Origin of the sequence: Desulfopila sp. IMCC35006 (assembly GCF_005116645.1) — a bacterium.
In the GTDB taxonomy this organism is placed as follows: Bacteria; Desulfobacterota; Desulfobulbia; order Desulfobulbales; family Desulfocapsaceae; genus Desulforhopalus_A.
Genome location: NZ_SWCM01000001.1, coordinates 588,276 through 613,865 on the forward strand (window position 1 = coordinate 588,276; position 25,590 = coordinate 613,865).

23 protein-coding genes and 3 pseudogenes are annotated in these 25,590 nt (G+C 51.0%); 14 read left to right on the forward strand and 12 right to left on the reverse strand.

Features of this window, described 5'->3' with window-relative positions:
* The first annotated feature begins 8 nt into the window (after window positions 1-8).
* The gene (locus FCL47_RS24995; protein WP_167496303.1) at window positions 9-254 is read left to right on the forward strand and encodes a hypothetical protein; all 246 of its coding nucleotides are present in this window, start codon (window positions 9-11) and stop codon (window positions 252-254) included.
* Window positions 254-418, forward strand: a complete 165-nt coding sequence (locus FCL47_RS25535) for a hypothetical protein (RefSeq protein WP_370459540.1) — start codon at window positions 254-256, stop codon at window positions 416-418. Before FCL47_RS24995 ends, FCL47_RS25535 begins: the two co-directional genes overlap by 1 nt.
* Before the next feature lie 353 nt (window positions 419-771).
* On the opposite strand, the gene FCL47_RS02600 is transcribed toward FCL47_RS25535, so the two are convergent.
* Window positions 772-1,992 carry a type II toxin-antitoxin system HipA family toxin gene (locus tag FCL47_RS02600; protein ID WP_136811887.1) on the reverse strand — a complete coding sequence of 407 codons (1,221 nt, stop codon included), beginning with the start codon at window positions 1,990-1,992 and terminating at the stop codon, window positions 772-774.
* Window positions 1,989-2,294, reverse strand: coding sequence for a helix-turn-helix domain-containing protein (locus FCL47_RS02605; protein WP_136811888.1), 306 nt, complete (start codon window positions 2,292-2,294; stop codon window positions 1,989-1,991). Before FCL47_RS02605 ends, FCL47_RS02600 begins: the two co-directional genes overlap by 4 nt.
* Before the next feature lie 888 nt (window positions 2,295-3,182).
* On the opposite strand from FCL47_RS02605, the gene FCL47_RS02610 reads away from it, so the two are divergent.
* A complete protein-coding gene (locus FCL47_RS02610) occupies window positions 3,183-3,362 on the forward strand; it encodes a CsbD family protein (protein WP_136811889.1) in 180 nt (59 codons plus the stop codon).
* Window positions 3,363-3,617: 255 nt separating this feature from the next.
* Window positions 3,618-4,796 (forward strand): annotated as a pseudogene (locus FCL47_RS25540) (DUF2254 domain-containing protein).
* Between the two features lie 202 nt (window positions 4,797-4,998).
* Here the strand turns inward: FCL47_RS25540 and FCL47_RS02620 are convergent.
* From FCL47_RS02620 to FCL47_RS02655, 8 genes and pseudogenes are all read right to left on the reverse strand, one after another.
* Window positions 4,999-5,223, reverse strand: a pseudogene (locus tag FCL47_RS02620) (oleate hydratase); the annotation flags it as partial.
* On the reverse strand, window positions 5,219-5,665 hold the full coding sequence (locus FCL47_RS02625; protein ID WP_205747190.1) for a hypothetical protein: 447 nt from the start codon (window positions 5,663-5,665) through the stop codon (window positions 5,219-5,221). The gene FCL47_RS02625 and the pseudogene FCL47_RS02620, both read right to left, overlap by 5 nt.
* A 725-nt stretch (window positions 5,666-6,390) precedes the next feature.
* Window positions 6,391-6,537: pseudogene (locus FCL47_RS25000) on the reverse strand (IS1595 family transposase); the annotation flags it as partial.
* 52 nt (window positions 6,538-6,589) lie between these two features.
* Complete coding sequence (fucP, locus tag FCL47_RS02635) at window positions 6,590-7,921, reverse strand: L-fucose:H+ symporter permease (protein ID WP_136811892.1); 1,332 nt, start codon at window positions 7,919-7,921, stop codon at window positions 6,590-6,592.
* 200 nt (window positions 7,922-8,121) lie between these two features.
* On the reverse strand, window positions 8,122-9,111 hold the full coding sequence (gene glk / locus FCL47_RS02640; RefSeq protein WP_136811893.1) for a glucokinase: 990 nt from the start codon (window positions 9,109-9,111) through the stop codon (window positions 8,122-8,124).
* 32 nt (window positions 9,112-9,143) lie between these two features.
* Window positions 9,144-9,545, reverse strand: a complete 402-nt coding sequence (locus FCL47_RS02645; RefSeq protein ID WP_136811894.1) for a PqqD family protein — start codon at window positions 9,543-9,545, stop codon at window positions 9,144-9,146.
* A gap of 5 nt (window positions 9,546-9,550) precedes the next feature.
* A complete protein-coding gene (locus tag FCL47_RS02650; protein ID WP_136811895.1) occupies window positions 9,551-11,533 on the reverse strand; it encodes an OPT family oligopeptide transporter in 1,983 nt (660 codons plus the stop codon).
* Between the two features lie 19 nt (window positions 11,534-11,552).
* Window positions 11,553-12,992, reverse strand: a complete 1,440-nt coding sequence (locus FCL47_RS02655) for an aminoacyl-histidine dipeptidase (RefSeq protein WP_136811896.1) — start codon at window positions 12,990-12,992, stop codon at window positions 11,553-11,555.
* A gap of 483 nt (window positions 12,993-13,475) precedes the next feature.
* On the opposite strand from FCL47_RS02655, the gene FCL47_RS02660 reads away from it, so the two are divergent.
* From FCL47_RS02660 to FCL47_RS02690, 8 genes are all read left to right on the forward strand, one after another.
* Window positions 13,476-14,111 carry a MarC family protein gene (locus tag FCL47_RS02660; RefSeq protein WP_136811897.1) on the forward strand — a complete coding sequence of 212 codons (636 nt, stop codon included), beginning with the start codon at window positions 13,476-13,478 and terminating at the stop codon, window positions 14,109-14,111.
* Window positions 14,112-14,204: 93 nt separating this feature from the next.
* The gene (locus FCL47_RS02665) at window positions 14,205-14,624 is read left to right on the forward strand and encodes a low affinity iron permease family protein (protein ID WP_136811898.1); all 420 of its coding nucleotides are present in this window, start codon (window positions 14,205-14,207) and stop codon (window positions 14,622-14,624) included.
* 133 nt (window positions 14,625-14,757) lie between these two features.
* A complete protein-coding gene (locus FCL47_RS02670) occupies window positions 14,758-15,093 on the forward strand; it encodes a YhjD/YihY/BrkB family envelope integrity protein (protein WP_205747191.1) in 336 nt (111 codons plus the stop codon).
* Window positions 15,090-16,043: a cation diffusion facilitator family transporter gene (locus FCL47_RS02675; protein ID WP_136811900.1), complete on the forward strand. Its 954-nt coding sequence runs from the start codon at window positions 15,090-15,092 to the stop codon at window positions 16,041-16,043. The genes FCL47_RS02670 and FCL47_RS02675 overlap by 4 nt, the downstream gene beginning before the upstream one ends.
* Window positions 16,044-16,415: 372 nt before the next feature.
* Window positions 16,416-16,580: a hypothetical protein gene (locus FCL47_RS24295; RefSeq protein WP_153306345.1), complete on the forward strand. Its 165-nt coding sequence runs from the start codon at window positions 16,416-16,418 to the stop codon at window positions 16,578-16,580.
* Window positions 16,581-16,632: 52 nt separating this feature from the next.
* Window positions 16,633-19,035, forward strand: a complete 2,403-nt coding sequence (locus FCL47_RS02680; RefSeq protein ID WP_136811901.1) for a phosphoketolase — start codon at window positions 16,633-16,635, stop codon at window positions 19,033-19,035.
* Window positions 19,035-19,490: an RpiB/LacA/LacB family sugar-phosphate isomerase gene (locus FCL47_RS02685; protein ID WP_136812161.1), complete on the forward strand. Its 456-nt coding sequence runs from the start codon at window positions 19,035-19,037 to the stop codon at window positions 19,488-19,490. The genes FCL47_RS02680 and FCL47_RS02685 overlap by 1 nt, the downstream gene beginning before the upstream one ends.
* A 450-nt stretch (window positions 19,491-19,940) precedes the next feature.
* Window positions 19,941-21,428 (forward strand): efflux transporter outer membrane subunit, encoded by a 1,488-nt coding sequence (locus FCL47_RS02690; protein WP_240744105.1) that lies wholly within the window; start codon window positions 19,941-19,943, stop codon window positions 21,426-21,428.
* On the opposite strand, the gene FCL47_RS24735 is transcribed toward FCL47_RS02690, so the two are convergent.
* Complete coding sequence (locus FCL47_RS24735) at window positions 21,397-21,618, reverse strand: hypothetical protein (RefSeq protein ID WP_205747193.1); 222 nt, start codon at window positions 21,616-21,618, stop codon at window positions 21,397-21,399. The two genes, FCL47_RS02690 and FCL47_RS24735, sit on opposite strands and share 32 nt — an antisense overlap.
* A gap of 21 nt (window positions 21,619-21,639) precedes the next feature.
* Window positions 21,640-21,786 (reverse strand): hypothetical protein, encoded by a 147-nt coding sequence (locus FCL47_RS24740; protein WP_205747194.1) that lies wholly within the window; start codon window positions 21,784-21,786, stop codon window positions 21,640-21,642.
* On the opposite strand from FCL47_RS24740, the gene FCL47_RS02695 reads away from it, so the two are divergent.
* Together FCL47_RS02695 and rbbA are read left to right on the forward strand one after the other, a co-directional pair.
* Entirely contained in the window at window positions 21,770-22,816 is a 1,047-nt protein-coding gene (locus tag FCL47_RS02695) for an HlyD family secretion protein (RefSeq protein ID WP_370459541.1), read from the forward strand. The two genes, FCL47_RS24740 and FCL47_RS02695, sit on opposite strands and share 17 nt — an antisense overlap.
* Window positions 22,780-25,590 (forward strand): ribosome-associated ATPase/putative transporter RbbA, encoded by a 2,811-nt coding sequence (gene rbbA, locus FCL47_RS02700; RefSeq protein WP_136811903.1) that lies wholly within the window; start codon window positions 22,780-22,782, stop codon window positions 25,588-25,590. Before FCL47_RS02695 ends, rbbA begins: the two co-directional genes overlap by 37 nt.

Genomic DNA, 25,590 nt, shown 5'->3' on the forward strand with positions numbered 1-25,590 from the left:
ATACGATAATGTATCGAGCTGCACAAAAAAATATTTATCTGCCATTGGCAGCTTTTCTTTTTCTTGGCATCGTCTGGGGAAGCAACTTTATTTATATGAAACTTGCGGCCAGTCTCATCACCCCGACCCAGATCGTATTTCTGAGGGTTCTTTTTGGTTTTTTTCCCGTATTGATCTATGCATACCTGTCGGGAGCCTTGGTGCCGTCACCGCGTCGTCCGTTACCTATATCCCCCCCGTCGTTGCGCTTCTGATCGGCGCACTCATTGTTGGTGAACCAATCGAATTCGTCGACTATGCAGCGACTTCGATTATTTTTATCGGTGTATTTTTATTAAAAAGAGGTTCAGCACGAACATCGCCTGCTTCGTCGAAGACAAGTGACCCAATAATTCGTGGGTTAAAAAGAGGTGAATGAGCAAAGCACAAAGTGATTCATAATCAGAACAGAAACCCGGATAAAAATCCTTAATCCAGGCTTTTTTTGTGGATAGACTTAATCAAATTAGAAGCTTGCAAAAACCGAAAAAGCGGTTACAGCCAAAAGACTGTAACCGCTTCAATTTCTTGGTACACCAAGCAGGATTCGAACCTGTGACCCCTGTTCGCAGGCATCGCCTTCGCAGTTTCGCAACCTCGTCAATTGCGATAAATTATTGGTTTTTCAAAAGATAAACATTCTATATTTTTTCTTATTTTTCATGTTTTTGCCTATTTGGGAACATTTTTCACACACGGAAAATGACCAGAGATCTTGTCGATAATTTCAAGTCAGCCTTTAATTCTGGCCATCCTTTCCTCGATGTCTCGACCAAGGATTTGTATATCCCTGTCCGGCACATCAAACTCCCTAAATACTTTTTCCCAATGTGACACTTCCGAGAATACAGCCGTAATAATCTTGTCCGCTTTTGCCTGCTGTTTTATCCCGAATTTTTTTGCTTCCCTGATAAGAACTTCTTTATTTGCTACCACATTATCATAACCGATGCGTAACACATGCTCACGATTCAAGCCGACATTTGGCACCAAGTCAAAGGCCGGACTAAGCCTCCAACCTTCGCCATCAAAAATCAGGCAGAAGTTTTTAAGGTGATCATCCGTATTTCCAATCAATATATTAAAAAGAAGCTGTTTGAAAAGCTTTAGCAGGTCTTGACCCGGATTTGTCGAAACCCGGCGGATAATATCGGCAATATCGCGATAAGCGGCAGTATAGTAACCTTCAGCTTTCAGTAAGGTCTGCATACTTATCACATGGTAGCGGCCCATGGTAGCATTATCGATGTCAAATCGTTCAACCAATAAAACTTTTTTGGTTTCGCAAGGTACAAGTTTTGTCGGCGCTGCGTTGACTCCGGCTCGCCTTGCCAGCTCCATAGTGGCAACCTCAAGGGCGACAACGTCAAACTGATCTCGGATACTGGAAAATTTAGCCAGGAATGAACGATCACTATCTTTGATAAGGGCTTTAGGACGTGCTCCCCCCGGAGAACTTCCGGCCTGGAAAAGAAGTGCCAGATCTTCATCTACCGAGGTCGCGTCCTCTTCGAATTTCCCCGCTAAACGTTGCAACTCCGTAAGATGTTGTCCATCGACATCTTTACCTTTTTCAGGGATCCCATCATCAGAACTGTAACTGAGCGCGCCCATCCCCTGCCCCCCAAGCAAAGCCAGCAACTGCGGAACACGCTGCTCATTTCTCTCCAATTGATAACGCCTGGCGAGAATCCGGCGGCCCCAGTCATCCGGCAAGCTGTCCTCAAATACGCCATGCACACCGGAATGCGGTCTTTCGGCATTGAAGTTGTCAAGTGTGAGAGGAAGATGAATTGGATCCAGCGCAAATGCTTCTGGATGATTGAGATAGTCTGCAGAATATCTGAACTGGCCTTGCAACCTCCCCTGCATATCTGGATCAGCGACGACGAGCTCGCCGACACGTAAGTTCTCCGCGTTGGCTAAGGTCACCCAAATATTTAGTTTGATCATTTTCTAACTCGCTTTCTGCTTGCCCTTTTTCTTTTCAACTTTTTTCTCTCAAACTGCTCAAAGAGATCATCTTTTTCAGCAAGCACCTCTTGCCATGTCTGAAGGCGATCAAGAATTTCACTTGCAGCAAGCCAATAGCCTATCGACACTGTAGGAACTCCCTTTTCCATCTTACTATACGTTTGTCTCGTCAAACCAATGCGGGCACCAAATACTTCCTGGCTCTCATTCCGGGCCAAACGAGCTTTTCTGAGCCGATCAGCGAGCTGCTCCAGTATAGATGCAATGTTAATGTTAATCATAATTTACATAATACTAATATAATTCATTAATGTATATATATTTTAACAATAAAAATATAAACGCATGGATGGAATCAATGATTGGATATCGACAATGCGTAAGGTATTGATCTGCCTAGAACAGTGGGAGTTTTAAAACTGTTTGACGCCGGTAATTGCTCTTGGCTGTGCAATCAACCAGGAGATATAATACGATCGATCTTGTCTATGCTTCTATCTCAGCTATCACAAAGCTTCATTGGTGAATTTCTGTCCGCCGACGGAAAATTCATACATGAGACCGCCCTTGGCGTGCACGAAGGTGGCCATCCCTTTGATATAATCTGACTTCACCTGAACGCCATTTTTAAATCAGGCTCTGGCGCCGGAACTTTTACCTGCGGTACCTGTCCTAGCCTCAAACGCTCATGTAAAATACAGAACAGAGACTCCATTGCTGGCGGGAAAAAAACACAACGCAGCGACAGACTCCCAATATAATTTGCCAGTTGTAATAGCATTAGCATGTTTCATCCATTGCTTTAGGATAGACGGGAAAATGGTTGCCTATGACCAAGAGGTTACCTACAACCATTTACATTCAGTTTTCAACCGTCTCTCTGCAGGTCCATTTTTTTGGTTAATAATTCCTAATAAATCAAGTGATGGACGACCTGACGCTGAGCATTGTAAACATGGCATAATGATTGCTCAGTGAGACCTATACCACAGACGAATTGATTCACGATCATGGTGTCAAGACGGTATTCAATAACATGACCATCGAAAGAATCGCACCCATAACCAAATAAGGATGTCGACTCGCAACCGACTGTGCTGGAACCTTAAACAGGCTGCAGTGGCCCCCTGTAGCAGTTACTTCAACCAAAATTCAACAGGAGAAACACTATGAAATCAAACACAAAAAACAGCGCCGAAGGAAGAATTCACCAGGCCAGAGGCAAGATCAAGGAGACCATCGGGAAAATCGTCAATAACCACGAGCTTGAGATCGAAGGAAAGGTGGAGGATGCCGAAGGAAAAATTCAGGAAAAGATAGGCGAAATTGAAAATATCATTGAAAAATAGTGGGTTAACTTTAAATTAGCAGGTCTTTCGGGTTTTTATGGTACCATTTTCTAAGTGACCAAAATAAATTGTCAAACTGAGGTGGGAGGAGTGCTGAAAGAGACGCACTGTGATATAGCTATTGATAAAAAAGATTATTGATTTATTTGCTAAAATAACTGCTCGTTGCTTCAGCTGCGTGCGTCGAATTCGCTCACTTAATCGGCAAAATGATCGCTTGAAGATAAACAGACCCAACTACCAAGAGGGGAAATAATGGGTGATCGATTGAGGTATCTTCTTAATCGCATCAGCGAGCGGCTATGGGTTAGACCGCTTACGATGTGCGTTCTTTCAACAACCCTGGTGTTTCTTGCGAAAACAATGGACACTGCAGAAATAGGTCGGCTTGTTCCGGCAATTACCAAAGAATCGTTAGAAACCCTGCTTTCCATTATTGCCGCATGCATGTTGGTTATCGCCACCTTCACTGTCGGATCAATGGTCTCCGCCTATGCTTCAGCCAGCAATACCGCAACGCCGCGCTTGTCGCCTTAATGAACGGCTATTATGAAAAAGCCGGTCGTTTTGCTTTATTTGCACTGACCTTAATAATTCTTGCTATGGTTATAATCACCTTCGTGAGTTGGGTGGATCGCATCGCCCGCCTTGGCAGGCTGGGGGGAACCATCGAGAAGGTCGAGGCGGCGACAGCTGCCGCTTTACAACGCAGGCGACGCGCACCCACCCTTCGAGGCGTCCCTGTAGACGAGCATCAGAAAGGAGGGCAGACCGTTTACGGACAGACTATTGGGTACGTCCATCGCATAGATATCACCGCTCTCCAGGCATTTGCTGAAACATTCGGGGTGCGAATCAGATTGGCGGCCTTACCCGGCACCTTTTCTGCTCCGGGCCGGGTTCTTGCCTATGTATCCACTGACTCCGGTGCCTTCTCCAATTTCGACAGCAGTCAGATAGCAAAGGCATTTCTGATCGGTAATGACCGGCAATTTGACGAAGATCCCCGGTTTGGTCTTATCGTTCTTTCTGAAATCGCCAGTCGCGCGTTGTCACCGGGCCGTTAATGCCCCCGGCACGGCAAACTATACAACCGGCGCTCTGGTCCGCCTTTTTGCCCACTGGAGCCAGCCTCTTGCTGAAGGCGGCACCAGTCCACCTCTATTTGATCGGGTAAAAGTACCCGAATTATCTGTCCAGAATATGTTTGACGATGCTTTCACCGCCATTGGTCGTGACGGGGCAGGTGTCATTGAGGTCGCTGGACGGCTGCAGAAAGCGTTTGCCTCGCTCGCATCGATCGGAGATGCCGCCATGCGGGAAACCGCAAATCACCATTCTCGCCTGGCGCTTGCCAGAGCGGAAAAAGTTCTGCAACTTCCGGAAGAACTCGAGATTTTGCATAAATTGGCCGAGTTCGCCAATCCTGGTTAGTTGAAGAAGTCGACAGGTCGTGAAGGTGCACTGCAGTTTCAGAAAAGAGTTTCACTGCCGTGGCACCCGGTTCCCTTATTTCAGCGCTTTTAACCTCGTTCGTGAGAAATCCAAGCCAGTCAGAAAATCAGAGGGCTGGCAACAAGCTCATCTTTTTTTTATTGTACGTTCTGATGATATTATTCAATATATAGCCTGTCTGTCATGTAAACGACTTCGTCACTACATCGAGCTGCACTTTGAGCGATTTGGAGTTTTGGGTTATGAGTGGAATCTTTCGCTCAATACCCAGTCGTTGATAAACAGCCATTTGCGCTGCGCGCACCGAATATTCCACCGTAAAAACGACATCATCGTCAATTTCAACGAACTGGCTGATGAACCCGAGATTCTTCACGCCGGTTGGCACAGGCAGTGGCCGATCATTGACTGCGTTGGCCTCCGGATCCCATACCAGCCCCATGGCCCATACTGCCACTGCCCTGATTCATCATACTGCCACCCTGGTTCATCATACCCCCACCTTGGCCCATACCTTGTTTACCGGCAGGAGGCTGATCGGGCAGGGTAATGCCATGAGATTCGGCGCGTTCCTGCATGGCCTGATGATTTTCGTTGCGGATTTTTTCCCGCTCTTCAAGAGATTTTGCAGCAGACATTCTGGCGCGAAATTCAGTACGTTCTTGTGGTGTCATCAGTTGGACGCCGTAGATTTGTCCCTGATCGTCTGATTGGGTGTTTTCCCGGCCTGCTGTTGGAACGGTGGTGGTCAACGCAGATGTATCTGTAGCGGTCGCTGCCAATGCAAAGCAGGTTTGCAGAGATAAGGCGCCGACCAGGGCGGATACTACCAAAAATCGTTTATTCATGAGAGACTCCTTGTGAGTGCAGGTTATTCAGACTGAGATCGTGACTTCTCTAACCCAGGTAAACGGGATTCATTTTTTCACAACTCTTCTGACAACAGAACGGCCGCGGTGGACAGGCCGGACAAGGGCAAGACCATATTGGGGCCAATAATATCGGAAGATTGTATGTGATAGACCAAGATGTTTCTGAAAATTTTGGATAAATAAGCAGGCCGTGCATGTTGCCAGGCTCCCTTTTGCACTTCTTGCTGGATTGTGGATATTTTCATCCCAGGCTCCCCTTCCGCAGTGGCTACCTCAATGATTTATTTCGCAATCATTGTGCCACAGCGCACTGTTTTCACATCTCTTCTCCTATTCCTTTGTTTTATTGAGCAATATTGATTGAAATGCGAAGACTCGATAACGGTTAATTGCTTATTTTGCAGGTCATATATAACCATGTGGTTGTATATGACCTGCGATGAGCAATCAGGATGTTTCTCCTTTTCTTTATTATTTTATTGGGTGGAAGCATCATTTTAGCCATCAGCCCCTAAGGCGGAAAGTTGCGTAACAAGGTCGTTACGCGGATTCTGGCTGGTGAGATGCAGACCTTGCAGGATTACCAACTGGCCGGGAAATATACCGGAACTGGAAAACGTCCTCGAACGGGCGGAGATCAATTCGTTGGGTACGAAACTGCGACTGGCCGATGATCTCATACAGCCGCTAAAGAATCCCGGACCCAGCACCTCTCTTCGAGTTTCCACGGCAACAAGCACAGGTTGTTTACCTCCTGCTCCGTGGCCTCTCTTACCAGTACGTTTGCCACCGACATAAATTTCATCGAGTTCAAGCAGCCTCTGGAGACGATAGATGCTGTCACGATGAGAATGACGAGGGTGGCTTTTGGCCTGACGAGTTTTTTTACTTTCTTTCCCTTTACGACACCCCTGCTGCTTTAACAAACTCCGGAACAGATCCCTTGACACCATAATATGCGATATAAATATAACAGAATACTGGTAAGAGGAATGCATGGTGTATCCCAATACTATCGGCAAGAGCTCCCTGCAATAAAGGAATGAGTGCTCCTCCCACAATAGCCATACATAAAATACCAGACCCCTGGCTGGTATGCTTACCCAGACCGCGGAGAGCCAGAGAAAAAATCGTCGGGAACATAATAGAATTAAATAGCCCGATAGATAGAATTGACCACATGGCGATTCTTCCATCGAACAGCATGGTAATAACAACCAGCACTCCAGCAACAGCGGCATTGAAGCTCAGTATTTTCCCGGGGTTCAGCTTTCTCATCAGCGCAGAACCAATAAAGCGGCCGACCATGGCGCCCCCCCAGTAAAATGAGACATAATGGCCTGCTTCAAATGGTGACATATCGGCGATATTTTTTTCACCGAGAAAATTAACCAGGAAACTGCCAATAGCCACTTCCCCGCCTACATACACAAAAATTCCGAGAGCACCAAGCACCAGGTGTTTGTAGCCCCAGGCGCTTTTGTGCAATCGATCAAATTCATGAAAATTGCCGGTTTCAGAGTCGTCTTCATTGTCCTTGATAACCGGAAGTTTAAGCAAGACCGTTATCCCGGCCAAAACAAATAGAGCAGCTGCCAATCCCAGGTAGGGAACCTGAACGGCCGCAGCCTCTGCCAACTGGTACATGTTCAGATCCGAGCTGGAAAGTTGCGACAATTCCGAAGCACTCTTTACTGCGACGGATAAAATCAGCAATGATCCAAAGTAGGGAGCGACGGTGGTTCCCAGGGAATTAAAGGCCTGGGTAAGGTTAAGACGGCTGGAAGCTGTTTGAGGTTTCCCTAAAATAGATACATAAGGATTGGCGGCAACCTGCAGCAGGGTAATTCCGGATGCCAGGATAAAAAAAGCCAGCAAAAACAAACCGTAAATACGAGAACCTGCGGCAGGATAGAACAAAAGACACCCTATCCCTGCTGTTACCAGCCCGACCACTATCCCCTTTTTATATCCTAATTTTTTAACAATATACCCGGAAGGTAAAGAGACGATAAAATATGCCGCAAAAAATACAAACTGAATCAGCATTGCCTCAAAGTAACTAAGCGAAAACACCGACTTTAAATGAGGAATCAAAATATCATTAAGACAGGTTAAAAAACCCCACATGAAAAACAGCATAGTCAGCGCCGACAAAGCCGGCGTGTAATTACTCTCACGCTTAGATTCCAGACTATTCGATTTGTTGACAGTCACAGATAAAGCCGCCATTATCTCATCTCCATATTGGTTAGGTGTGTTGAAATTCTAGTAATCGGTCACCGAAGCGCAATAACTGACAGCATAACCCCGATCACAGTAACCGTTCAACCAGCGCTCCAGGATCGTTCAAGCAGGCCTCCGAGCTATAGCTGGCTATGTGAAGTGGCCTGATCGGACGAAAATGAGGTGCTGGTGAACGGTTACTCATCCTATAATATTTCGAGGCCATAATAGGCGGTCCCTGTAAGGGCCATGTCACTTTTAAGGATGACATTAACCGGCATTTTAGAAAGTAATTTCGACATTCGCCCCTTCTGTAGAAAAGTCTTCATAAGAAGCCCTTTCTGAAGTTGCGGAAGAATCCGAGGTGGAATCCCTCCGCCTAAATAGACTCCGCCGGTTGGTAGTATTTTTAAAGCCATATTGCCTGCTTCTGCGCCTAGAAAAGAAATAAACATATCCAGCGTCGCTTTACAAATAGGGCAACTGCTCTCTTTTTCAAGAGCTGTATTGACGATCAGCGGTGTAGGATCCTGCACGTTTACGAGTTCTTTCATCAACCACGCGGGTTCTTCTATCCTGCCACTGTCCTTGAAAAAATTATATATATTGGGAATACCGATTCCGGAACATACCCTCTCATAGCTCACACGCTCATATTTCTTCAGTAAATAGCGCAGGAGTTCAATTTCCAGTTCATTCGTTGGTGCTAAATCGGCATGACCACCTTCTGAGGCATGGGCAAGGTATCGCGAACCATCCCATACCAGAAAGGCCTCGCCAAGACCAGTTCCGGGTGCGATAACAGCGATTGTTCCTCCCTTTTCAGGTTCGCCATTGTCGTTCAGAGCATAAATATCGTTTTCTTCCAGGGAAGAAACTGACCAGGATATTGCTTCAAGATCATTGAGGAGCTTGACAGATGAAGTATCGAGGGCGTTTTTCAACTGGTCTTCATCAATCGTCCAGGGGAGATTGGTAATTACTGCCTTTCCTCCGGCAACCGGGCCGGCTACTCCGAAAGCAGCTTTTTCAATTTCAAAATCAAACTTCAGGCGAAACTCAGCCACAATATCCTCAAGACAGGCATACTTTGCACTTGCAAATGTTTCCCGGGCAAGAGGCGTCCCTATACCTTTTTCAGGTGAGTATATCCCCAACGCTGTTTTGGTTCCGCCGATGTCACCCGCGAGTATCATTATGCACCTCTGTTTATGTCAAAGTTATTTTTTCAACCTGAATTTCTAAAACGAAGAGCAATCCGTGATGTCGGCCTGGCTTCGGCCAGTTTAAATTTGATCCAGCCTCTATTGGCAATATATCGCATAAACTGGACAATTCTTCGCGCAGCCTCGTCTATGTCGTCGCCGGTCTTTTTGCTTTGGATGCGCGCTATATCCAGGATGCTTCGCGTTCCATCCATGTTGAGCCATACTGAAGAAGAAAGCTCATCCAACTCAAGGTCTGCAGCAGGTTCTCTGTTTACAAGCCTGCCCAGCAGCTTTTTGGCTGGATTTATCTTGAAATCCAGAATGACCCTGCCCGTATCGGTTACTCTGAATTTCTGGTGGATGATTTCGGGAATATAGAGGACAAAATTATATTTATCCTTTGCACAGCTTTGCCGGTTCATTTTGATCAATCCTTTCTCGTCGAATAGATATACATCCAGATTGCCAGTAACAGGAACATGACAAAAGCTGCCAGATTGCTCTCTGCAATAACGGGGAAGAGCTTGAGTCCGAAGGCGATATCCGTCCCAATAGCGGCGAAGATGCCGATAACAATGCCGATCAAGGCGTCTCCCGCGACAAGGCCTGACGCAAGAAGTATCCCCTTTTCAACCGCCTTGTCGAGGTCAACATTTTTTTCCTTTTCAACCGTCTTGTCATCTTCAGCGTCCTTTTCCTTGGCGGCGGGTTGCATTTTTCTCTCCACGAGATCTCTGACGATGCCGCCGGCAAATATTGCCGCAGTGAGACCTATGGGAAGATAAATACCAAGGGCAACCGCGAGGATTGGTATTTTCGCCATGAAACAGAATACCGCCAGAGCCACACCGATAAATACCAGCGTCCACGGAAGTTGAGCCGTCATGATGCCGTTGACGATCATTTTCATGAGCGTTGCCTGTGGTGCAGGAACGGCCACGTCACCGATGCCATAGGCCGAATTCAATAAAATCAAGGTACCTCCCGCAGCAACAGAGGCAATCGAAAGAGCGGCAAACATGCCGAGCTGAACTTTTCTGGGAGTGCCGCCGATGATAAAGGTCGTCTTAAGACTTTGTGCCGTGCCACCCGCTACGGCGATGGCGACGCAGACGACGCCGCCAATCATCAGTGCGGTCTTGATCCCGAGATCACCGGTATTGCCCATAAGCTTCAGGACAGTCGTGACGACAAGAAGTGTCGCAATGGTCATGCCGGATACGGGGTTGTTGGAAGCGCCGACCAGGCCGACCATTCTGCCCGAGACGACCGCGAAAAAGAAGCTGAAGAACACGGCAAGGAGAGAGCCGACCAGGCCTCCGCCGATGATCGGCACAAACCAGGTCAACAAAAAACCCAATACCGCTGCAGCGATGACCCAGGTGAGAGGTGACTCAAGATCCATCCTCTTCACACTTTCGGTTCCACCTTTGCCCATTCCACCAATTGCCTGTTTGAAGCTGTTGACGATGGTGGGAAGGGACTTAATGAGCGATATGAAGCCACCGGTGGCAACGGCACCGGCACCGATATATCGAATGTAACTGGACCACACGTCAAATGCCCCCATTTCTGATATCGGCACTGTCGAGGGGAAAACAGGCTCCGTCATCCCGGCGCCGAAAAATTTAATTAAGGGAATAAGAGCAAGCCATGCAATAACGGAGCCGCCAAACATCAGTATGGAGGTTTTTGTGCCGACGATGAAGCCGACCCCCATGAGTGAAGCAACGGTATTTACACCTATCATGGTTCCCTGATAGGACTGTATGGTATACGAAGCATTTTCGCCGAAGAATTTGAAGCCGCCGGAGAATATCTTGTAAACGGCGCCAACCCCCATGCCGAGCAGGACGGTCCTGAATCCGCTGCCACCCTCGCTTCCGGTAACAAGTACCTCGGCCGCCGCCATCGACTCGGGATAGATGAGATGGCCATGCTCCTCGACAATAAGATATCTTCTTACCGGGGTGATAAAGAATACGCCCATCAGGCCGCCGATGATTGTCACGATAACAACCGTCATGATGCTCAGGCCAAAACCAAGGAGTATCAGTGCCGGAAGAACGAAGATGATGCCCCCGGCAATGGACTCGCCCATGGCGGAAAGAGACGCGACCATGTTCGCTTCCAAGATATTGTTCCTTCTGAAAAGTCCTTTCAGAAGGCCTGTCGCGAGAATCGCGCCGGGTATGCCTGCGGAAATAGTAAGACCGACCTTGAGCCCGAGGTAGGTATTTGCCGCGGCGAATATGAGGGCGAAGAGGACGCCGATAATGATGGAATATCCGGTTAGTTCAGGCATGACCTCTGTCGTCGGAATATAGGGCACATATTCGTTTCCGGGCTTTCCGCCGTAGGCGTCCTGAGACAGTTCGTATTTTTTGGCTCCAGACTTCGCTTTAGCCATGATTCTCCTCCGTGTTTCCCTATTTTAATTTTATGAGGATCGCCTTCAGGAATGCCCACATATTGGCTACCGAATGTATACTGAGATACTCATCCGGCGTGTGGACACTGTAAAGGTTCGGCCCGAAGCTGATCATATCCGTCTTTGGCAGTTTTTCCTTGAGTAGGCCGCATTCAAGTCCTGCGTGAATGGCCTGTATAGATGCATCGCTGCCGGAGACCTCCTTGTAAACAGCGACGCACAAATCCCGTATCTTCGAATCCGCCTGGTAATGCCAGGCGGGATACTCACCTGTTCGTGAGGTTTTTGCGCCGACCCTCTTCGCCAAGGCTTCAAGCCCGCGGGTGATCTCTTCCCTGATGGAAGTAACAGAACTCCTCACAGAAATAGTGATCTTGATAGATTTCTCCAATTGCTCGAGTACGCCAAAATTCAGGCTGCTTTCAACGAGATTTTCCAGATCGGGACTCATCGACTGAACGCCATTGGGAGCAATCAAGAGAAAGTCAATAAGCCTCGCCGTAGAACCCCTGCCAATGGATGTGGCAACTTTATCGACAGCAGTGACTGCCACCTGCAGATCCGGATCCGCAGATGCGAATTCCTTTTTTAATTCCCCGGAGAATCCTTTAACAATCACCTTGATCTTTTTGAGAACGGAACTACTGGCGGCAACGGTCACTTGCGCTTCTTTGGCGATGGCATTGTGAGCCGAACCTCCTGAGATCGCGGAAATATTAAACTCTCCAGCTTTCCTGGCCGAGTCCAGTACTCTTCCCAGAAGCTTGATGGCATTAGCTCTTTGCTTGACAATTTCCAGGCCTGAATGCCCGCCTTGCAAACCGGAAATCTTTATGAGAAGGCCACTACCGGAAGTCTTCTTCCAGCGGGGGGTGAACTCATTTATGAGAATCAGTCCACCCGCGCAGCTGACAAAGAATACGCCCTCCTCCTCCGCATCGATATTCAGAAGCGTTTTACCGGTAAGATGAGCTGTTTTGAGTGATGCCGCTCCGTGCATACCGGTCTCTTCGTCGGTTGTGACGAGCAACTCAATAGGTGGATGGGGAATGTCCTTCGAATCCAAAATAGCCAGGCCATAGGCCACTCCGATGCCATTATCCGCGCCGAGCGTTGTGCCATTCGCTCGTAGAAAATCCCCATCGATCTTTAAGGATATCGGCTCCTTGGTAAAATCATGACTGGATTTTTTGGATTTACCACAGACCATGTCCATATGTCCCTGAATAATCACCGCGGGTGATTTTTCATATCCTGCGGTTCCGGGTTTTTTGATAATGACGTTCAGAGCTTTATCCTGAAACACTTTCAGCTTTCTTTGTTTTGCAAAATTAACCAGATAATCGCTCACCTGCTTTTCGTTACCGGAACATCTCGGAATTGCAGTCAGTTCTTCAAAATAGTGAAACACTTGTTTTGGCTTCAAATTTTTTAACATCAAGGTCTCCATTCGAATGAATTATGCAGCAGCATTTTGCTTCTCTAATCTGCAGGCATTCAAACTTCATACCAGAGATACAGCTTTTGCTTTTCAATGCATATCTTACTGATTTGTCTATATAATAAATATGCAAATCGCTGATAACGCAGATGCCGGGAATCACACGCTGAAAGGTCATATGCAACCACTGGTCATATATGACCTCTATTTGACAACATTACCGCGAAGAGATGCTCTGAGACTCGGTAGTCTCAGAGGACTATGTGATAATGGAAAGCAGGGATTTTCTATAGGTTGTTCTGGTTAACTCATCGGTACAATGAAATAGGCATTAAGTTTGCAATCATAAGAATCAGCAATAATGCGGAGCCTTTTCCTGGAAAACCGCGCGCAGGGGTTTGCGAGGGGCTGTCCCGTAATTGGTACTCCGATTCCCTTGGCTACCATAGGCAATATCTGAGAGAGGGTGAAAGCTAAAAAATGGAAGAGATACTGCTACACGCATTGACGGTCTTTATGGGATTCTTTGCGATTATGAATCCCATCGCTAACATTCCTATTTTTATGAGTCTTACGCATGAAGAGGATAAACAGACGAAGAGTGCCATAGCATCAAAATCGCTGATATTGGCATTCCTGATCGTTGTCGTTTTTTCCTTTGCGGGAAAGGTGATTTTCGAATTGTTTGGCATTACCCTGCCTGCCTTTCGCATTACCGGAGGTCTGCTCGTTTTTCTTATAGGTTTTCACATGTTGCAGGGTGATTTTTCAAGGGTTAATCACCCAAGCGAAAAAGACAGGCGGGAGTCAAAGGCGGCGGCACTCAGTGTGTCGGTATCTCCACTGGCTATACCGATTCTCGCAGGTCCGGGCACCATTACAACTGCGATGAATTTCTCCGCGGGCGGTTTTGTCAATATGGCAGTGACTATTGCGGTGTTCGCCATTCTTTGTGCAATAACATACGTGTGTTTTGTCTTCGGTGAGAAGTTTGTGGCCTTCATCGGTACCAGCGCATTAGGAGCAATTACTCGTATGATGGGTTTAATCCTTGCGGTAATTGGGACGCAGATGGTGCTTGATGGACTCTATGATGCCATCAAGCTTACGCGCTGATTGACGAAAGGAACCTGCAGAAACAGCCTTTTTTGCCTGCATCCGAGACAAAAAGCAAACACCTGCATCTTTTATCAAAAATGAGGAATCGTTATGAAACCTACAAAATCTACCTCCTGTTTTACCCGCTTTGCAAAAGCGACAGCGCGGAAAACCGGACAGCCCACTGCCTTTATGATGGCTGTATCAGTCATTATTATCTGGCTCATCACAGGCCCAATCTTCAAATTCGGTGATACCTGGCAACTGGTTATTAATACCGGCACTACTATTGTCACCTTTCTTATGGTGTTCCTCATACAAAACACACAAAACCGTGACTCTATGGCCTTACAGGTAAAATTGGACGAATTGATCCGCGTTATGGAAGGAGCACATAATGCGCTTCTGGATCTGGAAGAATTAGACGAGAAGGAACTCGATTTGGTTCGATTCAATTATGAGAATCTGGCAAAACAAGCAAGAGAAGATTTGAGAAAAAATACGAGCGATACCGGAGTACCAAAAATATAAAATTATTGTAGTTGCTCAGATTGGTCATTAATGCCTTACTCCTGAAATCCGGCCATTTGGTGCAATTAAGACCCAGGAAGACAGAGATCGGATAATTCTGGGTTGGAGTTTAAACCTCGGAGGTACAACCGCAGTGGCACTGTCTCTTTTGAGAATAGTCGGCGAAGTGTTGATACTCACCTCTATCTATCTGGTGATGCCTGTGGTGCGGGTCAGGTTTCGTCACGCGCTCATCGGGGGAGTGACCGCAACGGTTTTATGGGAGATCACCCGCCGTGTGCTGATCTGGTATTGCGCGAACGTATCCATGGTTAATATCATTTACGTCTCCATCGCCATAACGGTGGTGGCTCTCATAAGTATTGAGATTGTCCCAGTGATACTGCTGCTTGGAGCCCAGGGTATTGTAGAACTGGAGCGTAAATCCGATACATTGACCGGAAGGAAAAACCTGGGAATTAAGACATGATGACCCCTTCTAAAAAGGTTATCTATGCAGCCTTGATCGGAAATTGCCTGATAGCAATATCCAAATTCACTGCAGCCGTTATCACCGGAAGTTCGGCCATGTTGTCGGAAGCATTCCATTCGGTCGCTGACACGGGCAACGAAATCCTGCTGCTGTATGGATTGCAACGAGCTAAAATGCCGGCCGACAGCCAATTCCCTTTCGGACATGGCAAGGAGATTTATTTCTGGAGCTTTGTTGTAGCCATGGTCCTCTTTGCCGGTGGTGCCGGACTTTCCCTGTATAAAGGAATTGATCATCTCATCTCTCCGGTGCCGGTGAAGAATTCTTCCGTCAATTACGGCGTTATCTGCCTGGCTTTGATATTTGAAGGGACCAGCTGGTATATCGCTCTCAAAGAATTCAACAAATCGAAAGGAACCTGGGGCTATATTCGGGCTATTCACAGAGGGAAAGATCCATCGATTTTTATCGTGCTGATGGAAGATTCCGCCGCAATCCTCGGTCTTGGCATCGCATTTCTGGGAATCCTTGTCAGCGATATTACTGGCAGCCCTGCCTATGATGCAGCCGCAGCCGTCATCATAGGCTTGATACTGGCCGGAACCGCCCTTCTGCTCGCATCCGAGACGAAAAGCCTGTTGATCGGGGAGAGCGCCAACAAAGAGGTCGTTCAGGGGATACGGGAAATCGCCAGTTCCTATAAAGAAATCAAGCAGGTCAACGAAGTATTGACCATGCATATGGGGCCTGACTTCATTCTTGTGAATATCAGCGTCGATTTCGTGGACCCGATACTCGCCACAGACGTTGAGGTGACCGTGGCGGGATTGGACAGGGCTATCAAACAAGCTTACCCGCATGTGCAACGCATATTTATCGAAATAGAGACATGGCAGGCAAAAGAAAAGCACAGAGATTCTCAGTATTGTAGCGATACCCTCAAGTGAATCAAAAAAAGTTTTACGTCTGTTGTTTTTTTGGGCTGCGCTCATGATCTGCGATCTGCCATGCATGATCACCAGGAAAACCTGAACAAGGTCATATATGACCATTTGGGCAAATATGACCCCGTCCCTTGATCGTCAGCGCTTTCAAGCGCATCTTTTTTCGGTATTTTCTTCATAAATAGCAAAACGATAGATCACATGAACAAAGTGCCTAAGACCTGGCACAATGATTGCAAAATTAAAGAATAGCATAGTTACACCCTCCCCTTGGAAACCTCACTAGCGTAATCCTAACCACGATCTGTGACCGAGATATTGGAACACCATCAGTGTCGATATCGGCGACAAACAATTCAGACAGGATTCAAAATCATGAACATAAGCCCTTACGCAGGCAAACTCGCTGGCCCATCGATGCTGGTTCGCGTACCAGAACTGGTCACGGCCTACTATACAACGAAACCCGATCCCGCGGTTCCGGAACAACGGGTTGCTTTCGGCACCTCGGGGCACCGTGGTTGCATATACCAACGATGACCGGACCTCCGGAAGAAAGAAAATAGATGGCTAAAAAATGGAGAAATGAACCATGCAGAATGAACCTCTTACACCTGAATTGCTCAACCGGATGGATGGTTACTGGCGCGCCGCCAACTATCTGTCTGTCGGCCAGATTTACCTTTACGACAATCCGTTGCTCAGAGAACCCTTGCACCTCTCGCATGTGAAGCCGACACTGCTCGGGCACTGGGGCACGACCCCCGGCCAGAATTTCATTTATGTGCATCTGAACCGGGTCATCACCAAATATGACCTGGATATGATTTATATTTCCGGCCCGGGCCACGGTGGCCCGGCGCTGGTCGCCAATACCTATCTTGAAGGCACCTACAGCGAGGTTTATCCAAATATCAGCCAGGATGCCGCCGGACTGAAAAAACTGTTCACCCAGTTCTCCTTCCCCAGCGGGATTCCCAGCCATGTCTCCCCGGAGTGTCCGGGATCGATTCACGAAGGAGGCGAGCTGGGATATTCGCTCAGCCACGCCTTCGGGGCCGTATTCGACAATCCGGATCTGATCGTCGCCTGCGTCATAGGTGACGGCGAAGCGGAGACCGGCCCTTTAGCCACGGCATGGCATTCCAATAAATTTCTGAATCCAATCACCGATGGCGCCGTACTGCCGATCCTGCATCTCAACGGTTATAAAATAGCCAACCCGACCCTCCTTGCCCGCATCACCCATGAGGAACTGGATCAGTTGCTCCGAGGCTACGGCTGGACGCCGTACTTTGTGGAAGGTGATGAACCGGAAAAAATGCATCATCTTATGGCCTCGATACTGGAGACGGCAATTATCGAGATCCGGGGCATCCAAAGTAACGCCAGGGACAATAACGATGCCGCCAGACCGCGCTGGCCGATGATAGTTTTTAATTCACCCAAGGGTTGGACGGGACCGAAAGTCGTCGGTGGTCAGCAGATAGAGGGCACTTTTCGAGCGCACCAGGTGCCGATCCTGATCGATGCGGCACATCCCGATCACCTGAGCCAGCTCGAAAGCTGGATGAAGAGTTACAGACCGGAAGAACTGTTCGATACGAATGGCCGGCTGATGCCGGAGTTGGCAGAGCTTGCGCCAAAGAGTGACCGGCGGATGGGGGCCAATCCACACGCCAACGGCGGCATTCTGCTGCGTGATCTGATTATGCCGGACTTTCGGGACCTTGCGGTGCCGGTGCCAGCGCCGGGATCAGTTCAGGCCGCTGACACCCACGTGCTGGGAGAGTTCCTGCGCGATGTGGTCAAAGTCAATAAAGAGGCGCGGAATTTCCGGATTTTCGGCCCCGACGAGACGCTTTCCAACCGCTTGAACGCCGTTATGGAGGTGACCGATCGGCAGTGGGAGGCCCGGACCCAGGACAACGATGAATTTCTCGCAACAGAAGGCCGGGTCATGGAGATGCTCTCCGAGCATCAGTGCCAAGGATGGCTCGAAGGGTATCTGCTCACCGGTCGACATGGTCTGTTCAACAGCTATGAGGCCTTTGTGCACATCATCGACTCCATGTTCAACCAGCACGCCAAGTGGTTGAAGGTCACCGCCGAATTGCCCTGGCGGCGAAAAATCGCCTCGCTCAATTATCTGCTCGCCTCCCACGTCTGGCAACAGGCCCATAACGGTTTTACCCATCAGGATCCTGGTTTCATCGATCATGTGGTCAACAAGAAGGCTTCCATCGTGCGTGTTTACCTGCCGCCTGACGCCAATTGCCTGTTGTCGGTCTGGGACCATTGTCTGAGGAGCCGGGATTACGTCAATGTCGTGGTTGCCGGCAAGTACCAGGCACCGCAGTGGTTGACTATGGATGAGGCGGTGGCACACTGCACTGAGGGAATAGGCGTCTGGCACTGGGCCGGCAACGACCGGGGAACGGAACCGGACGTGGTAATGGCCTGCTGCGGCGATGTGCCGACGCTCGAAACGCTCGCTGCCGTTTCCATTCTCCGCAAAAATTTACCAAATCTTAAAGTCCGGGTGATCAATGTCGTTGACCTGATGAAGCTGCAGCCGCAGATGGAACATCCGCACGGGCTCTCCGACGACAAGTTCGATGCGCTCTTCACCAAAGACAAGCCGATAGTCTTTGCTTTCCACGGCTACCCCTGGCTGATACACCGGTTGACCTACCGCCGCACCAACCATAAAAACATGCATGTCCGGGGCTACAAGGAAGAAGGTACCATCACCACGACCTTCGACATGACGGTCTTAAACGATCTGGATCGATTTCACCTGGTCCTCGACGTACTTCATCGTCTGCCGCAGGAGGGCGCTGGCATCACGCTGAAAAAGGACATAGAGGACAAACTCATTGAGCATAAAACGTATATCAACAAGCACGGTCAGGACATGCCGGAAATATTGAACTGGAAGTGGGACCAAAGCGATACGCAGGAAAAGAAAACACCGAGTGTGGAGAAAACATGATGCGCATCGGCATAGCTGCAGACCATGGCGGTTTTGAGTTGAAGGTACACCTTTCTGCCGCCCTCAAAGCCGCCGGTTATGAAGTGGTCGATTTCGGCGCCTATAAGCTGGTTGCAGGAGATGACTATCCGGATTTTGTAGTGCCGTTGGCCCAGGCAGTGGCGCGGGGTGAGGTAGAGAGGGGATTAGCTATTTGCGGTAGCGGGGTTGGGGCTTGCGTAACAGCCAACAAGGTGCCCGGCGTAAGAGCGGCGTTGATCACTGATCCTTTCTCTGCCCATCAGGGAGTAGAGGACGACGATATGAATATCATGTGTTTAGGCGGCCAAGTTACAGGAGATGCACTTTCCTGGGATTTGGTCCAGACGTTCCTGCACGCCAATTTTAAGGGAGACGAGCGGTTCAGACGCCGTCTTCTGAAGGTGGCTGCTTTGGAAAAAGACAAGCATCCTTAAAAGTAGAAATATCAAACGGGAAAGAATTTTTATGAACTTAGATCTCGATACGCAGTGCATCAATACCATCAGTTTTCTCGCCGTTGACGATGTGTCAGCTCAATATCCAGAAAACATAATTTTCATCCCTAGAAAACAGGGGTCAGATATGACCACTTGGACAAATATGACCATTCTCCCAAAGCTGCCAACAACAATCTGAATTCACCCTCAGTTCATAATCCCTTAATATCAACACGATGATTGATGTGCTGCCAATGATTGGAATGTGGCACAAAGAATGCAAATTGGAGCGGTACTAATTAAGACATCCAAAGTGCATCTGCCGGATTCGGCAATTTTTTAAAGAGAAATTGATGATACCGCACACGACTTGTTGACATAGTCCAATTTGAAGTGGATTTAAGAATTTCCGGGGAGTAGGGTCTTACACCCCCAAGAAGGAGAACGATGAACATTTTCACGCCGTTCCGTTGGTTCCAACTTATGACAGGTCTGCCCGTCATGGCTGCCACCATCGCTCTGCTTCTGCCCGGCTGTGCTTCAATGGCGCCGCCCTATAAAGTGCCGGCCTTGCCGGTCTCTCCGGTCTATGCAAGCAACTCCTCGCAGGAAGGCGCAAGTATTACGGCCATCGGCTGGCGCGATTATTTCACCAGCCCGCAACTTCAGGCTGTGATCGCGATAGCGCTCGAAAACAACCGCGATTTGCGTACTGCCGTGCTGCGCGTTGCGGAAATGCGTGCCATTTACGGCATCCAGCGCGCCGATCAGTTTCCCGCCATCAACGCCCAGGCCGGGGGAGACCGTATACACCTTCCCGCAGACTTGAGCTTGACCGGTGAATCCTCGGAAAGCAGTCTGTATCACGTTGCGCTGGGCCAGGCGAGCTGGGAGATCGATTTCTGGGGCCGCGTCCGCAATCTGAAGGATGCAGCCCTGGAGAACTATCTGGCCACCGATTCAGCCCGCCGTGCTGCCGCCATTGGACTGGTCGCGCAGGTCGCGGGCAGTTATCTGAGTTTGCGTGAATTGGATGAGCGTCTTGTACTGGCGCGCCGGACAATTGCCAGCCGTGCTGAATCCCTGCGCATTTTCACGCGCCGCGTGGAAGTCGGATCAACCTCGCGGCTCGACCTGACCCAGGTGCAGACATTGCTTATGCAGGCACAGGCGCTGGGTGCCCAGCTCGAACAGTTGCGCGCGGCCCAGGCCCATGCGCTGACGCTGCTGGTCGGTGCGCCCGTCGATCTCCCCCTCATGCCGGAACACCTTGATGAACAGTCCTTGCACATCGAATTACGCGCCGGACTGCCATCCGACCTGCTGATCCAGCGACCCGACATCGTCGCGGCAGAGTACCAGTTAAAAGCTGCGCATGCGAATATCGGCGCTGCACGCGCTGCTTTTTTTCCTCGCGTAACCCTGACCAGTTTTCTGGGCACGGCCAGCTCCGAACTTGACGGCCTGTTCGCCTCGGGGAGCCTGGCGTGGATCTTCTCGCCGAGCATCTCACTGCCGATTTTCGATGGCGGTCGCCGGCAAAACAACCTGAGTTTGGCAGAAGCGCGCCGTGACCTGGCAGTGGCCAATTATGAGAAAACCGTGCAGAGCGCTTTCCGCGACGTGGCCGATGCGATGTCGGCCCGCCGTTGGCTGGCCGAACAGTCTGCCATCGCACGAAGAGCCCTGGCGGTTCAAACCGAGCGCGCGCGGTTGTCCCAATTGCGCTATGACAATGGGGCGGCCGCTTTTCTCGAAGTGCTTGATGCCCAGCGCGACTTGCTCGCCGCCGAGCAGCAGGTCGTGCAGATTCGCCGGGCTTTGCTTACCAGCCGCGTCAGCTTGTATGCGGCCCTGGGTGGCAGTTCAATGGATTTCATTGCGCCGCTGGCATCCGATACCCTTAACTCGAAACGAGGCACAAACAGCCAATGAACGCCACCACTCCACCACCGGTCACCGTTACAGCAACCGCGCCTGATGCGGCAACGGACACCGCACCGGTCACTGTAACAGTCACCGTAACGGTTATACCACAGGCTGCTGTAACGCCCCCTGAGGTTACCGCAAAGGTCTCGACACCGGTTAGCCCTGAGGTCACAACACCAGCTGCTGCACCAATCACCGCAACCGCCGCACCAGCTCCTCAAACTGATTCAGTCACCGCACCGTTAGCTGCACCGGCTCCCCCACCGACCACAAATGCCTCGACACCGGTTAGCCCTGAGGTCACCGTACCGGTCACTTCATTCCTGCAGAAATGGAAGAAATGGTTCATTCTGGCTGTAGTCATTGCGGCCCTTGCAGTGACCGCTCTGATAGCCTGGCAAATGCTGCGCCCCAAGGGTCCCGGCAAGGGCTTTGTCAGTGGCAATGGCCGTCTCGAAGCCACGGAGATTAATGTGGCCGCCAAACTCGCCGGGCGCGTCCAGGACATTCTGGTCGACGAAGGCGACTTCGTTACGGCGGGCCAGACACTCGCTCACATGCAGGTTCAGACACTCGATGCGCAACGCGACGAAGCGCAGGCGCGGCAGGATCAGTCCATCACCGCCGTCGCCAGTGCCGAGGCGCAGGTGGCCGTGCGCGAAAGTGATCGGCAGGCTCTGCTAGCCCTTGTGGCGCAACGAAAAAGCGAATTCGATGCCGCACAACGGCGTCTTTCGCGCTCGGAGACGCTGACCCGTGAAGGTGCAGCGTCGGAACAGGAACTCGACGATGACAGGGCACGGGTGCGCAGTGCGCAGGCCGCCATTGTCGCCGCCAAGGCACAGGCGGACGCTGCGCAGGCCGCCATTGTTGCAGCGCACACACAGGTGGTGAGCGCACGCTCTGCCGTCACCGCAGTCGAGGCTACCGTCACACGCATCAAGGCCGACATCAACGACAGTGCCCTCACCGCACCACAGGCTGGCCGCGTGCAGTATCGCATCGCCCAGCCCGGTGAGGTGTTGGCTGCCGGTGGTAAAGTACTCAGCCTGGTCGACCTTTACGACGTATACATGACCTTCTTTGCCCCCGAAGCCGTCGCTGGAAAACTGGCACTGGGCAGCGAGGTGCACATCGTCCTCGACGCTGCGCCGCAGTACGTGATTCCAAGCAAGGTGACGTTTGTCGCCAGCACAGCCCAGTTCACACCGAAAACGGTGGAAACCGCCAGCGAACGGCAGAAGCTTATGTTCCGCGTCAAGGCCCAGATTGATCCCGAGTTATTGCAAAAACATCTGAAGCTGGTCAAGACCGGCCTCCCGGGCATGGCCTGGATCAAGCTCGATGCGCAGGTACCATGGCCTGCCGAATTGGCGATGAAGGTTCCAGAGTGAATACAGATACAGCGCGTCCCGCACCGCCGGTCGCACACTTAGCAAATGTCAGCCTGCGGTACCGCAAGACACTGGCGCTCGACGACGTCACCCTGGATATACCCGCCGCCTGCATGGTCGGCCTGATCGGCCCCGACGGCGTGGGCAAGTCCAGCCTGCTGGCACTCATTGCCGGTGCACGCGCGGTGCAGCAAGGCAAGGTTGAGGTGTTGGGCGGCGACATGACCAGCACCCCCCATCGCAATACGATATGTCCACGCATCGCCTACATGCCGCAGGGCTTGGGAAAGAACCTCTATCCTACCTTATCGGTGGAAGAGAACCTGCAGTTTTTCGGCCGCCTGTTCGGCCATGATGTGGCCGAGCGTCGGCGCCGTATCGACGAGTTGACGGCCGGCACGGGTTTGCAGCCCTTCCTGTCACGCCCGGCAGGAAAACTCTCGGGCGGCATGAAACAGAAGCTCGGCCTGTGCTGTGCACTGATCCACGATCCCGATCTGCTCATCCTGGATGAGCCGACCACCGGCGTTGATCCGCTCTCACGCAAGCAATTCTGGAGTCTGATCGAGAACATCCACGCCGAGAGAAAAGACATGAGCGTGATCGTCGCCACCGCCTACATGGAAGAAGCGGATGGCTTTGACTGGCTGGTGGCGATGGATGCAGGCAAGGTCCTGGCTGCCAGTACGCCATTTGACCTGCACGGGCGCACCGCCTCTACGACCCTGGAAGAAGCCTTCATCGCCCTGCTGCCCGAAGAAAAACGTCGCGGCCACCGGGCCGTGGTAGTGCCGCCTCTGATGGCATCGGTTACGTCCGAGATCTCCATCGAGGCCCAGGGACTGACCAAGCGTTTCGGCGACTTCGTGGCTGTGGATCATGTCGACTTCCGCATCCGGCGTGGCGAAATATTCGGCTTTCTGGGCTCCAATGGCTGCGGCAAGTCGACCACGATGAAAATGCTCACCGGGCTGCTGCCGGCAAGCGCAGGCACAGCGCTGCTGTTCGGCCAGGTCGTCAATGCAGGCGACATTGACACCCGGCGCCGCGTGGGATATATGTCTCAGGCCTTCTCACTCTACGGTGAACTCACCGTGCACCAGAACCTGGTCCTGCATGCCCGGCTGTTTACCCTCCCCGAGGCCGGAATCCCTGACCGTGTCGACGAGCTGGTGGTGCGCTTCGGCCTGGCCGAGGTCATCGACACCCTGCCTGAGAACATGCCGCTGGGCATCCGTCAGCGTCTGTCCCTGGCGGTGGCCGTGATCCATAAGCCCGAACTGCTGATCCTCGATGAGCCGACTTCCGGGGTGGATCCTATCGCGCGCGATATGTTCTGGCAACTGATGATCGACCTTTCGCGCAATGACCAGGTAACGATCTTCATTTCCACCCACTTCATGAACGAGGCTGAGCGCTGCGACCGCCTTTCGCTGATGCATGCCGGCCGGGTACTGGTGAGCGACAAGCCTGCAGAACTGAAACGCCTGCGCGGCACAGACACTCTGGAGGAGGCCTTTATCGCCTATCTGGAGGAGGCCTCGGCCAACGGTCCCCAGGCCGATGCAGCTCAGCCCGAGAACGCACCTCCAGCTGTAAAACCTTCGGTTACCATGGCGACGAGGCCACCGGTCAAACCACGCCGATCCCACTTTGATCCAAGTCGCGCCTTCAGCTACGCACTCCGTGAGACCCTGGAGCTGAAGCGCGACCCGGTTCGTGCGACATTGGCACTGCTGGGCACGGCGATCCTGATGTTCATCATGGGCTACGGCATCAGCCTTGATGTGGAAAACCTGTCCTTTGCCGTACTCGACCACGACCAGACCATACTGAGCCATAACTACACGCTTAACCTTTCAGGGTCGCGCTACTTTATCGAAAAATCGCCGATCACCAACTACGCAGGCCTGGATCGACGCATGCGCAATGGCGAGCTGGCACTGGCCATCGAGATCCCTCATGGCTTCGGGCGTGACATCGAGCGCGGCACCCCGGTGCAGGTCGGCGCCTGGGCCGATGGCGCCATGCCTACCCGTGGCGAGACTGTGCGCGGCTACGTCCAGGCCATCCACCAGATGTGGCTCGTCGACATGGCCAAGCACCAGCTGGGCATAAACCTGGCGTCAGCCAGCACGCTTGAAACCCGCTACCGTTACAATCCCGACGTCAAAAGCCTGCCCGCCATGGTTCCGGCCATACTGCCGATGTTGCTGATGATGATCCCCGCCATGCTGACGGCGCTGTCGGTCGTGCGTGAGAAGGAACTGGGTTCGATAATCAACCTCTACGTCACGCCGGTCACGCGCAGCGAATTTCTGCTCGGCAAACAACTGCCCTACGTTGTACTGGCAATGATCAACTTTTTTCTGTTGTCAGCCCTGGCCGTCACCGTATTCGGGGTGCCGATCAAGGGCAGCTTCGCCACCCTGACACTGGCGGCGTTTATTTTTGTGGTCGGCTCCACCGGTTTTGGCCTGTTGGCCTCTACCTTCACTCAAAGTCAGATCGCCGCCATGTTCGTGACCATGATCGGCACCATCGTCCCCTGCGTGCAGTTCTCCGGCCTGCTCAACCCGGTGTCCTCACTCGAAGGCATGGGTGCCTTCATCGGCCGCATCTATCCGGCGACCCACTTTCTGACCATTAGCCGGGGCGTGTTCAGCAAGGCGCTGGACATTTCCGGCCTGATGTCCTCGTTCTGGCCGCTGCTGGCCGCAGTGCCCGTGATTCTCTGCCTGTCTGTCTTGCTGCTGAAGAAACAGGAGGTTTGA

Bases quoted from the DNA above. Each gene is read 5' to 3' on its own strand.
- FCL47_RS02605 (WP_136811888.1), bottom strand. From the start codon at position 2,294: ATGATTAACATTAACATTGCATCTATACTGGAGCAGCTCGCTGATCGG.
- FCL47_RS02675 (WP_136811900.1), top strand. From the start codon at position 15,090: ATGATGACCCCTTCTAAAAAGGTTATCTATGCAGCCTTGATCGGAAAT.
- FCL47_RS02610 (WP_136811889.1), top strand. From the start codon at position 3,183: ATGAAATCAAACACAAAAAACAGCGCCGAAGGAAGAATTCACCAGGCC.
- FCL47_RS24295 (WP_153306345.1), top strand. From the start codon at position 16,416: ATGAACATAAGCCCTTACGCAGGCAAACTCGCTGGCCCATCGATGCTG.
- FCL47_RS02665 (WP_136811898.1), top strand. From the start codon at position 14,205: ATGAAACCTACAAAATCTACCTCCTGTTTTACCCGCTTTGCAAAAGCG.
- FCL47_RS02625 (WP_205747190.1), bottom strand. From the start codon at position 5,665: ATGAATAAACGATTTTTGGTAGTATCCGCCCTGGTCGGCGCCTTATCT.
- FCL47_RS02690 (WP_240744105.1), top strand. From the start codon at position 19,941: ATGAACATTTTCACGCCGTTCCGTTGGTTCCAACTTATGACAGGTCTG.
- FCL47_RS02655 (WP_136811896.1), bottom strand. From the start codon at position 12,992: ATGTTAAAAAATTTGAAGCCAAAACAAGTGTTTCACTATTTTGAAGAA.
- FCL47_RS24740 (WP_205747194.1), bottom strand. From the start codon at position 21,786: ATGACTACAGCCAGAATGAACCATTTCTTCCATTTCTGCAGGAATGAA.
- FCL47_RS24995 (WP_167496303.1), top strand. From the start codon at position 9: ATGTATCGAGCTGCACAAAAAAATATTTATCTGCCATTGGCAGCTTTT.
- FCL47_RS02680 (WP_136811901.1), top strand. From the start codon at position 16,633: ATGCAGAATGAACCTCTTACACCTGAATTGCTCAACCGGATGGATGGT.
- FCL47_RS02660 (WP_136811897.1), top strand. From the start codon at position 13,476: ATGGAAGAGATACTGCTACACGCATTGACGGTCTTTATGGGATTCTTT.
- FCL47_RS02685 (WP_136812161.1), top strand. From the start codon at position 19,035: ATGCGCATCGGCATAGCTGCAGACCATGGCGGTTTTGAGTTGAAGGTA.
- glk (WP_136811893.1), bottom strand. From the start codon at position 9,111: ATGATACTCGCGGGTGACATCGGCGGAACCAAAACAGCGTTGGGGATA.
- FCL47_RS02600 (WP_136811887.1), bottom strand. From the start codon at position 1,992: ATGATCAAACTAAATATTTGGGTGACCTTAGCCAACGCGGAGAACTTA.
- FCL47_RS02650 (WP_136811895.1), bottom strand. From the start codon at position 11,533: ATGGCTAAAGCGAAGTCTGGAGCCAAAAAATACGAACTGTCTCAGGAC.
- FCL47_RS02645 (WP_136811894.1), bottom strand. From the start codon at position 9,545: ATGAACCGGCAAAGCTGTGCAAAGGATAAATATAATTTTGTCCTCTAT.
- rbbA (WP_136811903.1), top strand. From the start codon at position 22,780: ATGGCCTGCCGAATTGGCGATGAAGGTTCCAGAGTGAATACAGATACA.
- fucP (WP_136811892.1), bottom strand. From the start codon at position 7,921: ATGGCGGCTTTATCTGTGACTGTCAACAAATCGAATAGTCTGGAATCT.